Raw genomic sequence first — 11,801 nt, 5'->3', positions numbered from 1 at the left:
CGGCTGCCTCGGTAGGGTGGACGGGACTTGAACCCGTGACCGTGCGGTTATGAGCCGCGTGCTCTAACCAGCTGAGCTACCACCCCGTGTGTGACGTCTATCGTACCGTCCGGGCACAGCGCCCGGCGTCAGTCGTGGGCGGGCGTGCCGTCCAGCACCTGTCGTGAGGACGCTGCCTCGGCGGCGGTTCCGGCGGGGGTGTCGATCCGTTCGCCGCGGTAGAGACGCTCGAAGGTCGTCAGGGTGCGCTTGATGTCGTGCGCCTCGATGAGCTTGAGCGACTCGTTCTTGAGCGCATCGAGTTCGTCGGGTGACGCCGTGAGCACCACGGTCAGCTTGTCCGCGAGGTCCTGGGCGCTGCCCGGCTCGAAGAGGTAGCCGTTCTGCCCGTCGTGCACGAGGTGCGGCAGGGCCATGGCGTTGGCCGCTACGACAGGAAGGCCCGAAGCCATGGCTTCCATGGTCGCGATGCTCTGCAGCTCGGCGATCGAGGGCATCGCGAAGACCGTGGCCCGCGAGTACGCCTGGCGCAGTTCCTCGTCGGTGACGTAGCCCGTGAAGGTGAAGCGCGAGCTGAGGCCGAGGCTCTCGACGAGGAGTTCCAGATTGCGGCGCTGGTCGCCGCCGCCGACGATCTCGACCTGGGCATCCAGGCTCGCGTCGAGCAGGGCGACGGCCTGCACCAGCACGTCGATCTGCTTCTCACCGGTGACCCGGCCCACGAAGAGGATCCGGTTCTCGGTGCGCGGCGCGAAACTGGGCGAATAGTTGTCGGCGTCGATCCCGCAGGAGATGGCGTGCACTCCGGTGAGTCCCGTGTACTTCTCCAGGAACTCGGCGGCCCGCCGGGTGGGGGTGGTGACGGATTCGGCGCGCTTGAAGGTGTGCTCGGCGGCCTTCCAGAGCGCCTTGACCACCTGGTGCTGGAAGCCCTTGGGCACGAGGGAGAACTGCAGCATGTTCTCCGGCATGAAGTGGTTGGTGCCCACGATGCGGATGCCGCGCTTCTGGGCCTCGATGGCCACACCGCGTCCCACGACGATGTGGGACTGAAAGTGCACGACATCGGGTTGGAAAGAATCGAGGATGGCGCGGCTGTGCCGGCGCACGATCCAGGGCAGTGCGAAGCGCAGCCAGTCATGCGGGTACCAGCGCCAGCTGTGCAGACGGTGCACCGTCATGGACTCGCCCTCGTGCACCTCCGTCCAGGTGCCGTGCTTGCGCGTGGCGGCCGGGGCCATGATGGCGACGACGTGGCCGCGGGCGACCAGGCCCGCCGCGAGTCGTTCAGCGAACCGGGCGGCACCGTTCACGTCCGGCGCGAACGTGTCCGCGGCGATGAGGACGCGGATGGGCCTCGTCGCCGGGGTCACCCGGTCGGACGATTGTTCCGGTAAATCTGATGAAGCGCACAAGTGGCGTAGTCCCTACGTAGGTGGGCCGGGGATGAGCGTCCGGCACGAAGTCTGGGTCTCGACGGAACACGCCGTCGAGGTGTGTTAGCACCCTATTCTAAACCGGCTCGGCCATGGCAGTCCCCCAGACGCGGCGAGTTCATGAAAACCACAGGTCAGCTTGCGGATTGCGGGTGGTATTTTGCCAGCCTGAAGACACCCCAGATGGCGACGGCGCCGGCGAGGGCGAACAGCACGCCGGCCCAGGCGGGAGCCTGCGAGGCCTCCCCCAAGACGATGATCCCGATTCCGACGGCGATCATCGGGTCGATCACCGTGAGCCCGGCGATGACCAGGTCCGGCGGGCCGGAGGAATAGGCGTTCTGCACGAAGTACGCCCCTGCGCCCGCGGCGAGCAGCAGTCCGGCGACGCAGACGAGGGTGAGCCACTCGAAGTTGCCGTTCTGGATGCGGTTGATGATCACCTTGGCGAGCGTGGCGACGAAGCCGTACAGCACGCCGGCGCCGATGATGTAGAAGATCGCCTGGAACCGGGTGCGCAGCATCGCGAAGGCCGCGGCGAAGGCGCAGAGCACCACCGCGAGCACGATGAGGATCGTGATGAGGTTGGCGTCGGTCACGGGCTTGTCCACGGCCGTGAAGGCCGCGACCGTGACGAACAGGCCCACACCGCCCACGCACATGGCGATGGCGATGATCGACGCCCGGTTGAGTTTGAGCCGGCTGACCCTGGCGTTGAGGATCGCGGTGATCACCAGCGCGACCGCGCCGAGCGGCTGGACGACGATGAGCGGCGCGAAGGCGAGGCTGGTGAGCTGGAAGGCGATGGCCATGCCGAGCATGAGGGTGCCGAACACCCAGGACGGGCGGGACAGCAGGAGAACGAGCTGACGGGTGCTCAGGCCACCGGTGACCTCGACGGTGGATGCCTCGACCTTGGTCACCCCGCGGTGCTGGAATTGTGCGCCCAACGAGAGGAACACCGCCCCGATCAACGCGAGCGGGATTCCAATTGCCTGACGAGGATCGATGGCGATCTCCCCAGCCAGGTCTGTCAGGTCGGGAGTCACTCAACGAGACTATCGAGATCCATGCCGATATCCTTGCTGAATGGCCGTACGACCGATAGTAATTTCAGGCGAACCCGTCCTGCACTCCCCCGCAGCCCCCGTCGTCGTTTTCGACGACGCGTTACGCGAGCTGGTGCAGGACATGTTCGAGACCATGGACGCCGCGCCCGGCGTCGGTCTCGCCGGACCCCAGGTGGGCGTGGGGCTGCGGCTCTTCACGTTCAGCTACCTGGATGACGACGAGGTCGAGACCCGCGGGGTCGCCATCAACCCGGAGCTGTGGATCACCCCGGTGCCGGCCTCAGAGGCGGACGAGGACGAGGACGTCGAGGGATGCCTGTCGTTCCCGGGCGAGCGGTTCCCGCTGCGCCGCGCGGAATCGGCGATCCTGCGCGCCGTCGACCTCGAGCAGAACCCGTTCGAGATCCGCGCAGACGGGTGGCTGGCCAGGATCTTCCAGCACGAGTTCGACCACCTCGACGGCACCCTGTACGTGGACCGGCTCGAGCACCACTACGCCAAGATCGCCGCCAAGGTGAGCCGCAAGCGCGGGTGGGGTGTTCCCGGCGTGAGCTGGCTGCCCGGGGTCGACGATCTCGAGAGCTGAGCGCCAGAAGAACTGAGCCTCAACGGGAGAGGTTCACTCCGTGCACGCCGTTGTGGAATCGCAGGGACGGGAACACCGCGGAGACGGAGAACCCGACGCCCGGAACCGTGCCGGCGTTGAAGATGCCACCGAAGAGCTGGGCCCGCTCGCGCATCTGCGTGATGTCCGCGCCGGAGATGCTCTCGCTGAGCGCCTTGAGGTCGTCGTCGATTGTATAGGTCGTGCGGGCCGCGAAGTCGGACGCTGACGCGCTCTCCCGGCGGGCGGCGGCACGGATACCGTCATCGTCGATGAGCAGCTGCAGGCCGTCCTGCGTCCAGGTGAAGGACACCCGCGCCTCGGTCCCGGCGCCGCCATGCTTGAGCGCGTTGGCCAGCGCGCTCTGCAGGATCCGGTAGATGGCCAACTCAGCGCCGGGCTTGAGCGGGAACCGGTCGCCCGATTCGGTGAAGCCGACGGCCAGACCGGCATCCCGCATCACCCCGAAGAGGTTGTGGGCCGATTGCAGCCCCGGCTGCCTCGCCTGGATGGACTCGCCCTCGCGCGCGACGGTGAGGACGCGGCGGAGGTCGGCCAGGGTGACCCTGCCGTCGTCAACGAGCGCCGTCGCCGCCCGTACGGCCGTGGACGGGTCGCTCTCGGCCGCGTAGCGGGCGCCCTCGGCCCGTGTGATCAGGCGCGCAAGCGAGAGCACCGCGATGTCCTGCAGCTCGCGGATGATCGCCAGCCGGCCGTGCTGTTCGGCGAGCGAGAGTTCGAGGTCGATCCGCACGCGTTCGGCGGCCGACCGGTCGAACCGGCTGCCGCGCTGCCGCACGGCCGAGCGTAGCCAGAGTACGAGGAAGACCACGGTCAGCCCCGCGAGGACGGCGCTCAGACTCTGCCAGACAGACACATCGGCCACCTTTCGGTACATTCGGGATCAGACTAGCGGCCAGCACCCGCGTAGGCACCCGCCTGGGCACTAAAAAAGGCCACCGGGGGTGGAGCCCCTAGTGACCTTTTCGCTCCCCGACTTGGACTCGAACCAAGAACCTGCGCATTAACAGTGCGCTGCTCTGCCAATTGAGCTATCGAGGAATGTGTGCTCGGCGAGAGTTTCCCTCGCCTTGAACAGCGTAGCTACTTTACCAAAAGATCGCCGTCTGCCAAATCGAGGGTGCCGTTCAGTAGCCCGACTCGGTGTCGACAACCCCGACGAACGGCCCGTTTCCTAGGAAAGCGGCCACATTCAGGCGAATTCGTTCGGCCAACAGTGGTGCGGTCATCTCGGGCGTGTCGGCCATATGCGGGGTGATCAGGCACCGGGCCTCGGTCCAGAGCGCATGCCCCTGTGGAAGCGGTTCGGGATCGGTGACGTCCAGCGCCGCGCCGGCGATGGTGCCGGAGCGCAGGGCCTCGACCAGGGCGTCGGTGTCGACGAGCGGACCCCTGGCGATGTTGACCAGGTGTGCCGTCTTCTTCATCAGGCCGAGTTCGGCCGCTCCGAGCAGGTGGCGGGTGTCGCCGGTGAGGGCGGCGGCGACCACGACGACATCCGCCAGGGGCAGCTCGTTCCGCAGAGCCTGCGTGGTGACGGTGCGGGTGGCGCCCGGCACCGGGTCGGTGCTGCGCCGCACCACCACGGTCTCGCTGGCGAACGGGCCGAGCAGCCGGATGAGCTCGCGGGCGATGCCGCCGGCCCCGATGATCAGCACGGTCCGGCCGTACAGCGACTCGCCGGCGGGCACCGCGTTCCAGGATCGTGCCCTGGCGCGCTCGGGGAGCACCCTCAGCGACGCCAGGGCCAGGGCGAGGGCGTGTTCGGCGACGGGTTGGGCGAACGCCCCCTTCGCACTGGTGACGAGCAGGTCGTCCCGCCGGTGGGCGGTGAGCACGTCGCTGAAGGCGTCGATGCCCGCCCACGGCAGCTGCACCCAGGCCAGCTGCGGATGAGCGGCCAGGACGTCGCCCAGCTCAGCGGCCCTGGCGTAGGAGAGCCAGATGAGGCCCCGGGTGTGCTCGGACAGCTCGGCGACCTGGCCGCCGGCCTCGGCCACGGCGTCGGCGAACACCGCGGAGTCCTCCGGGAGGATCGCGATGGGGCCTGAGCGGACGCCAGGCGGCCGCACGGTGGCGGTTTCGGGGGCCAGGACGGCGCGATGTTGGGCCACGGCTCAGTCCAGTGTCTCGACGTCGGCTGCGGGCCGGGCATCCGGTTCGATCGGGCCGGCCGGCTCCCCCTCGCCCGGGTCGGAGCTGCCGAGGGTCAGCGCCGCCGCGAGTTCGACCACGTAGGGGTGCCAGGGGTTGTCGAACACCTCGTCGATGGGCCCGAGCCCCACCAGCACCCCCTGGTGCATCACCCCGATCCGGTCCGCGACCCGCCGGAGCACCCCGAGGTCGTTGCTGATCAGGATCGCGGAGAATGCCCGCTCGCGCTGGAGCTCGCCGATGAGGTCGATGACATCGTCGCGCACGAGCGCGTCGACGCCGGCGGTCGGCTCGTCGGCGATGAGCAGGGCGGGCCCGAAGACCAGCGCCCGGGCCAGGGCCACCCGTTGGCGTTGCCCACTGCTGAGTTCATAGGGGTACTTGCCGAGGAGCGAGAGGGGCAACCGCACGGCGTCGACCATGGTGGCCACCAGCGTCGCCAGCTCGGCCTTGTCGAACTTGCGGTCGCGTTCGAGCACCGGCTCTCCCACGATGTCGGCCACGGTCAGGCTGGCGGGGAGTGTGGTCGCGGCGTCCTGCGCGAGCATCCCCACCCCGAAGGTGAGCTTGCTGAGTTTCCGCCGGCCGATTCGGCGCAACGGGTAGCCGAGCACCGTGGCCTCACCGCCGGTGATCTGCGCGCGCACCTCACCGTGCCCGGCCGCCGCCTCCGCCCCCGACAGCACCCGGGCCAGGGTGCTCTTCCCGGAGCCGCTCTCGCCGAGCAGGCCGAGGACCTCACCGCGGCCCAGGGTCAGGGTGAAGCCGTGCACCGCGACGAAGGACGAACTCGCTCCGTGCGCCGGATATTCGACCGTGAGGTCACTGGCTACGATCGGATTCGGATCTGCTTCGGCGCGTCTCATGGGTTCTATCCTGCCGCACGCAACCTCGCGAGTTCTTCCCGCCGCAGCGCCTGCGCGGCCGGATCGGGCACAGGGAGGGACGCCAGCAGCCGTCGGGTGTACGGGTCGCTCGGGGCGCCGAGCACCTCAGCGCCCGTCCCCTCCTCGACGAGACGGCCGTGGTAGAGCACGGCAATGCGGTCGGCCAGGATGTCGACCACGGCGAGGTCGTGGCTGATGAACAGGGCGGCGAAGCCGAACTCGCGCTGCAGTTCGGCGAAGAGTTCGAGCACCCGCGCCTGCACCGACACGTCCAGAGCCGAGGTCGGTTCGTCTGCGATGAGCAGGGTGGGTTCGAGCGCCAGGGCCCGTGCCAGGCTCGCCCGCTGGCGCTGGCCGCCGCTGAGCTCGTGCGGGTACCGGTCACCGAAGGCGCGCGGCAACTGCACGGCCTCGAGGAGTTCGTCGACCCTGGCCCGCGCGGCACGCGGGCTGGACGCCCGGCCGTGCACGACGAGAGGCTCGGCGACGCAGTCGGCGATGGTCAGCAGCGGATTGAAGCTGGACGCCGGGTCCTGGAACACGAATCCGATGTCGCTGCGGAGGTGCTTGAACCGCCGTTCCTTGAATCCGTTCATCTCGTGCCCGAGCACGCTCAGTGACCCGTCGGTGACCCTGGTGAGGCCGGCGATGGCGCGGCCGATCGTGGTCTTGCCCGAGCCGCTCTCCCCCACCAGGCCCAGGACTTCGCCGGGGCGGATCGAGAAGCTGACCCCGTCGACGGCCACGAAGCCGGCCCGGCCGAGCCGGCCGGGGTACTGGATGCGCAGGTTGTCTGCGACGACGACGGGCGCCTGCTCGGCCCACTCCGGCGTGCGGGCCGCCGCGCGTTCCGCCGCCCTGACCACACCCTGTCCCACGTAGGGGACCGCGGCGAGCAGCCGCTGGGTGTAGGGATCCTTCGGCGCAGTGAACAGGGTGACGGCGTCGGCCTCCTCCACCACCTTGCCCTGGTACATCACCGCAACCCGGTCGGCGAGGTCGGCTACGACGCCCATGTTGTGGGTGATCAGCACGATCGCGGTGCCGAATTCGTCGCGGCAGCGTCGCAGCAGGTCGAGGATCTCGGCCTGCACGGTCACGTCGAGGGCCGTGGTGGGTTCGTCGGCGACGATCAGGCCGGGCTCGAGGACCAGGGCCATGGCGATGACCACGCGTTGTTTCTGGCCGCCGGAGAACTGGTGCGGGTAGTAGTTGACGCGTACCTCTGGGTCGGGGATGCCCACCCGGCCGAGGATCTCGATGGCCTTGGCCTTGGCGTCGGAGCGGCTGACCGAGCCGTGCGCCCTGATGCCCTCCATGATCTGCCAGCCGACGGTGTACACCGGGTTCAGCGCCGTGGACGGCTCCTGGAACACCATCGACACGTCGGTCCCGCGCACCTGGCGCAGCCGCTGCTTGCTCAGGGCGATGACGTTGTTCTCGCTGCCCCCGTCACGGCTGCTGAGGATGACGGCGCCCTCGGACACGGCGGTCTCGGGCAGCAGCCCGAGGATGGTCTTGGCGGTGACTGTCTTGCCGCTGCCGCTTTCCCCGACGATGGCGAGGACCTCGCCGCGGCGGACGCTGAGGGAGACCCCGTCGACGGCGCGCACGGAACCGGCATCCGTGGAGAAGGCGACACCGAGGTCGTCGATCCGCAGCACAGTCGGTTGCTCGGTCGCCGGGGCGGCCCCGGCGGGCGTGAGGATGTCGCTCATCGGGTGGCCTCGCTGTCGTCAAGGGGAAGGGTGTTGGTCAGAGGGGCGCCGGTGGACGACGCCGAGCCGGTCTCGAGCCCGGCCAGGCCGCCGGGGCCGGCATCCAGGGTGCCTCCGGGCACCACGGAGGTCTCGGCGACGAGACCCGAGGACGAGGCGACCCGGCGGCGCCCGCGCAGGCGCGGGTCGGCCAGGTCGTTCAGGCTCTCGCCGACCAGGGTGATGCCCATCACGACGAGCACGATGGCCAGTCCGGGGAACAGCGAGGTCCACCAGATGCCGCTGGTGACGTCGGAGAGGGACTTGTTGAGGTCGTACCCCCACTCGGAGGCCGCCGTGGGTTCGATGCCGAAGCCGAGGAAGCCCAGCCCCGCCAGGGTGAGGATCGCCTCGGAGGAGTTCAGCGTGAAGATCAGCGGCAGGGTGCGGGTGGCGTTGCGCAGCACGTGACGGAACATGATCCGGGTGTTTCCGGCGCCGAGCACCCGCGCCGACTCCACGAAGGCCTCCGACTTGATCCGCACGGTCTCTGCCCTGATCACCCGGAAGTACTGCGGGATGAACACGACCGTGATCGAGATGGCTGCGGCGAACACACCGCCCACGAGGTTGGACTTGCCACCGGAGATGACGATGGACATGACGATGGCCAGCAGCAGCGACGGGAAGGCGTAGACGGCGTCGCAGACGACGACGAGGACCCTGTCGAGCCAGCCACCGAAGTAGCCGGACACGAGGCCGAGGAACACGCCGGCGAAGATCGACAGCAGCACGGCGACGACGATCACGAACAGGGCGGTCTGGGCACCCCAGAGCACCCGGGAGAGCACGTCATAGCCTCCGACGGTGGTGCCGAACAGGTGCGAGCCGCCCGGGGGCTGCTGGGCGCCGAAGACGCCGTCCGCGTCCCGCAGCTGACTGTAGCCGTAGGGCGCGATCACGGGAGCGAGGATCGCGGTGAGGATGAACGCCGCGGTGATCACCAGGCCGGCCACGAGCATGCCGCGCTGGAGCCCGACGCTCTGGTGCAGCTGGTGGACGATGGGCAGACGGGAGAGCCTGTTCGGTTTGCGTGTCATGGCTAGTACCGCACTCTCGGGTCGATCAGCGCGGCGATGATGTCCACGATGAAGTTGGACAGGGCCACGATCACCGCGAGGAGGGCGACGATGCCCTGCACGGCCACGAAGTCGCGGGCCTTGAGGAACTCGGAGAGCATGAAGCCGAGGCCCTTCCATTCGAAGGTGGTCTCGGTGAGCACCGCTCCACCGAGGAGCAGGGCGATCTGCAGACCGATCACGGTGATGATCGGGATCAGCGCCGGACGGTAGGCGTGCTTGCGCACCAGCCGGAATTCGCTGACGCCGCGGGACCTGGCGGCGTCGACGTAGTCGGTGCCGAGGGTGCCGATCACGTTGGTGCGCACGAGGCGGAGGAACACTCCGGCGGTGAGCAGCCCCAGCGCGAGGGCCGGCAGCACGGCGTGCGAGAGCACGTCGGCGAGCACGGCCGGGTTGCCGGTCTGGATGGCGTCGATCGTGTAGAACCCGGTCTTGTCGGGCAGGAGCTGCATCTGCAGCTCCGATCCCGTCGAGGCACGCCCGGCGACGGGGAGCACCTTGAGCCAGACCGCGAAGATGAGCTTGAACAGCAGGCCGGAGAAGAACACCGGGGTGGCGTAGCAGAGGATCGCGAAGATCCGCAGCGACGCATCCGGCGACTTGTCGCGCCAGTAGGCGGCGACCATACCCAGCGGGATGCCGACGATGAAGGCGACGAGGAGGGCGTAGAAGGCGAGTTCGGCCGTGGCGGCGCCGTAGGTGAGCAGCACCTCGGAGACCGGGCGGTTGGTGCTGATGGTGGTGCCGAAGTTGCCCGTGAAGATCTGACCGAGGTACTCGACGTACTGCACCAGGATGGGCCTGTCGTAACCGGCGGCCGCGACGCGTTCGGCGAGCTGGTCGGCGCTGAGCCGGCCGCCGAGGGCTGCCGTGATCGGGTCGCCCGTGGTGCGCATGAGCCAGAACACCATGGAGACCAGGATGAAGATGGTGGGGAAGATCAGCAGGAAGCGCACCACGATGTAGCGCACGATGCCGCCCCCGGCGCGTTTCCTGGTCGCCTTCGGGGGTGTGGGTTCCGGCCCGGCCGCCGGGGCCTGGGGGGTGGTCACTACAGTCGTCATTCCTACCTCACTCGTGCAAAACGAAAGACGGGAGCGTTCGGCGATGTGCCGCACGAACGCCCCCGTCGTCTAGCCAGGTGTGACCGGGGTCCTAGCCCTTGGCGAGGGCAGCGTAGCGGAACTTGAACGACGCGTCGAGCGTGTCGCTGGTTCCGGTCACGGTGGTGCCGGTGACGGCGACCTGGGCGCCCTGGAGCAGGGGCACGGTCGACAGCTGGGCCGCGACCTTGTCCTGGATCTCCTCGATGAGCTTGGTGCGCTCGGCGGGGTCGACGGTCACGGCCTGCTGCAGGATCAGGTCGTTGACCTCCTGGTCGGCGTAGTGGTTCTTCAGGAAGTTCTCCGTGAGGAAGAACGGCGTCAGGTAGTTGTCAGCGTCGGAGTAGTCCGGGAACCAGCCCAGCTGGTAGGCCGGGTAGACATCGCTGGAGCGGTCCTTGGAGTACTGGACCCACTCGGTCGTCTGCAGGTTGACGGTGAACAGGCCCGAGGATTCCAGCTGGTCCTTGATGAGCGCGTACTCGTCGCCCGACGAGGGGCCGTAGTGGTCGTTGCTGTACTGCAGGTTCAGTTCCACGGGCGCGGTGATGCCGGCCGCGGTCAGCGTGGCCTTGGCCTTGTCGGCATCCGGGGCGCCGGAGCCGTCGCCGTAGAGGCCCTTGAGGGACTCGGTGGCGCCGGTCAGACCGGCAGGAACGTAGGAGAACAGCGGGGTGTAGGTGCCCTTGTAGACCTGGTCGGCGATCTCTTCACGGTCGACGAGGTCGGCGACGGCCTGACGCACGGCGAGGGCCTTGGTGGCGTCAGCGTCCGCGGTGGTCGCGCCGAACGGCTGGGTGTCGAAGTTGAACGTGATGTAGCGGATCTCGCCACCGGGGCCGTCGATGACCTGGACCTTGTCGTTGCCGCGGAGGTCCTCGACGTCGGTCGCGGAGAGGCTGCGGAAGGCGACGTCGATAGCCCCCTCCTGCACGTCCAGCTTGAGGTTGGAGGAGTCGGCGTAGTACTTCACATTGACGACGTCGGTCTTCGCCGGGCCGAGCAGGCCGGCGTAGTCCGGGTTGGCCTTGTAGCCGATGAGGGAGTTGAAGTTGTAGCTGGTGATGACGTACTGGCCGGCGAACGCGTTGGCCTTGACGATGTCGTCGTCGCTGGTGAGCTCGGTGGCCGAGAAGGATTCCTCGTCGACGATCGGGCCGGCCGGGCTGGACAGGATCTGCGGGAAGATCTGGTCATCGGGTGCCTTGAGGGTGAAGACCACGGTGGTGTCGTCCGGTGCGGCGACGCTCTCGAGGTTGTAGAGCAACGAGGAGGGGCCGTTGTCGGCTGCGATGGCCAGCTGGCGGTCGAAGCTGAACTTGACGTCGGAGGAGGTCAGGTCGTTGCCGTTGGCCCAGACCAGGTCGGGCTTGAGGGTGACGGTGTACTCCGTCGGTGCGGTGAACTCGGCGGAGACCGCGATGTCGGGCTGGACGTCGGGGCTGCCGTAGGGGGTGTTCATGAGGAACGGGAAGACCTGGTTCTGCACGGCGAACGAACCGTTGTCGTACGAGCCGGCCGGGTCGAGCGTGGTGACCTTGTCGGTGGTGCCGATGGTCAGCGGTGCCGATGAGCCGGAATCCTCGGCCGGGCTGCTCGAGCAGCCGGCGAGAACGAGTGCTGCGGCGGCGAGACCGGCGGTGACGCCGATGGCGCGGCCACGCCTGGTGGGTGCAAAAGCCATAGT

The 11,801-nt window shown here is 68.4% G+C and carries 10 protein-coding genes and 2 tRNA genes; 1 reads left to right on the top strand and 11 read right to left on the bottom strand.

The window, feature by feature from the left end; translation table 11 throughout:
- Window positions 1-12: 12 nt before the first annotated feature.
- The 3 genes from PA27867_RS08390 to PA27867_RS08380 all read right to left on the bottom strand — a co-directional run bounded on the left by PA27867_RS08390 (window position 13) and on the right by PA27867_RS08380 (window position 2,485).
- Window positions 13-86 (bottom strand) — tRNA-Ile (locus PA27867_RS08390).
- Window positions 87-128: 42 nt separating this feature from the next.
- Complete coding sequence (locus tag PA27867_RS08385) at window positions 129-1,373, bottom strand: glycosyltransferase (protein ID WP_066595239.1); 1,245 nt, start codon at window positions 1,371-1,373, stop codon at window positions 129-131.
- Between the two features lie 197 nt (window positions 1,374-1,570).
- A complete protein-coding gene (locus tag PA27867_RS08380; RefSeq protein ID WP_066595237.1) occupies window positions 1,571-2,485 on the bottom strand; it encodes a DMT family transporter in 915 nt (304 codons plus the stop codon).
- 40 nt (window positions 2,486-2,525) lie between these two features.
- Between PA27867_RS08380 and def the strand changes: the two genes are divergently transcribed.
- Entirely contained in the window at window positions 2,526-3,092 is a 567-nt protein-coding gene (gene def / locus PA27867_RS08375) for a peptide deformylase (RefSeq protein ID WP_066595235.1), read from the top strand.
- Window positions 3,093-3,111: 19 nt separating this feature from the next.
- Here the strand turns inward: def and PA27867_RS08370 are convergent, their stop codons facing one another.
- The 8 genes from PA27867_RS08370 to PA27867_RS08335 all read right to left on the bottom strand — a co-directional run bounded on the left by PA27867_RS08370 (window position 3,112) and on the right by PA27867_RS08335 (window position 11,798).
- Window positions 3,112-3,987 carry a sensor histidine kinase gene (locus tag PA27867_RS08370; protein ID WP_066599455.1) on the bottom strand — a complete coding sequence of 292 codons (876 nt, stop codon included), beginning with the start codon at window positions 3,985-3,987 and terminating at the stop codon, window positions 3,112-3,114.
- Window positions 3,988-4,099: 112 nt separating this feature from the next.
- A tRNA-Asn gene (locus tag PA27867_RS08365) sits at window positions 4,100-4,172 on the bottom strand.
- Between the two features lie 86 nt (window positions 4,173-4,258).
- Entirely contained in the window at window positions 4,259-5,245 is a 987-nt protein-coding gene (locus PA27867_RS08360; protein WP_066595232.1) for an NAD(P)-dependent oxidoreductase, read from the bottom strand.
- Between the two features lie 3 nt (window positions 5,246-5,248).
- Window positions 5,249-6,151, bottom strand: coding sequence for an ATP-binding cassette domain-containing protein (locus tag PA27867_RS08355; RefSeq protein WP_066595230.1), 903 nt, complete (start codon window positions 6,149-6,151; stop codon window positions 5,249-5,251).
- Between the two features lie 5 nt (window positions 6,152-6,156).
- Window positions 6,157-7,890, bottom strand: coding sequence for an ABC transporter ATP-binding protein (locus PA27867_RS08350; protein WP_066595228.1), 1,734 nt, complete (start codon window positions 7,888-7,890; stop codon window positions 6,157-6,159).
- Entirely contained in the window at window positions 7,887-8,969 is a 1,083-nt protein-coding gene (locus PA27867_RS08345) for an ABC transporter permease (RefSeq protein WP_066595226.1), read from the bottom strand. Before PA27867_RS08345 ends, PA27867_RS08350 begins: the two co-directional genes overlap by 4 nt.
- Window positions 8,970-8,971: 2 nt before the next feature.
- The gene (locus PA27867_RS08340; RefSeq protein WP_066595224.1) at window positions 8,972-10,075 is read right to left on the bottom strand and encodes an ABC transporter permease; all 1,104 of its coding nucleotides are present in this window, start codon (window positions 10,073-10,075) and stop codon (window positions 8,972-8,974) included.
- A gap of 91 nt (window positions 10,076-10,166) precedes the next feature.
- Window positions 10,167-11,798, bottom strand: a complete 1,632-nt coding sequence (locus PA27867_RS08335) for an ABC transporter substrate-binding protein (RefSeq protein ID WP_066595221.1) — start codon at window positions 11,796-11,798, stop codon at window positions 10,167-10,169.
- Between the last annotated feature and the right edge of the window lie 3 nt (window positions 11,799-11,801).

The sequence above is a fragment of the Cryobacterium arcticum genome, assembly GCF_001679725.1.
GTDB classification, from domain to species: domain Bacteria; phylum Actinomycetota; class Actinomycetes; order Actinomycetales; family Microbacteriaceae; genus Cryobacterium; species Cryobacterium arcticum_A.
The sequence above is the reverse complement of the archived record's forward strand: the minus strand, read 5'-3'. Positions and strand labels throughout refer to the sequence as shown.

Coding starts and splice junctions, on each gene's coding strand:
- def (WP_066595235.1), top strand. CDS start 2,526: ATGGCCGTACGACCGATAGTAATTTCAGGCGAACCCGTCCTGCACTCC.
- PA27867_RS08355 (WP_066595230.1), bottom strand. CDS start 6,151: ATGAGACGCGCCGAAGCAGATCCGAATCCGATCGTAGCCAGTGACCTC.
- PA27867_RS08350 (WP_066595228.1), bottom strand. CDS start 7,890: ATGAGCGACATCCTCACGCCCGCCGGGGCCGCCCCGGCGACCGAGCAA.
- PA27867_RS08345 (WP_066595226.1), bottom strand. CDS start 8,969: ATGACACGCAAACCGAACAGGCTCTCCCGTCTGCCCATCGTCCACCAG.
- PA27867_RS08340 (WP_066595224.1), bottom strand. CDS start 10,075: ATGACGACTGTAGTGACCACCCCCCAGGCCCCGGCGGCCGGGCCGGAA.
- PA27867_RS08335 (WP_066595221.1), bottom strand. CDS start 11,798: ATGGCTTTTGCACCCACCAGGCGTGGCCGCGCCATCGGCGTCACCGCC.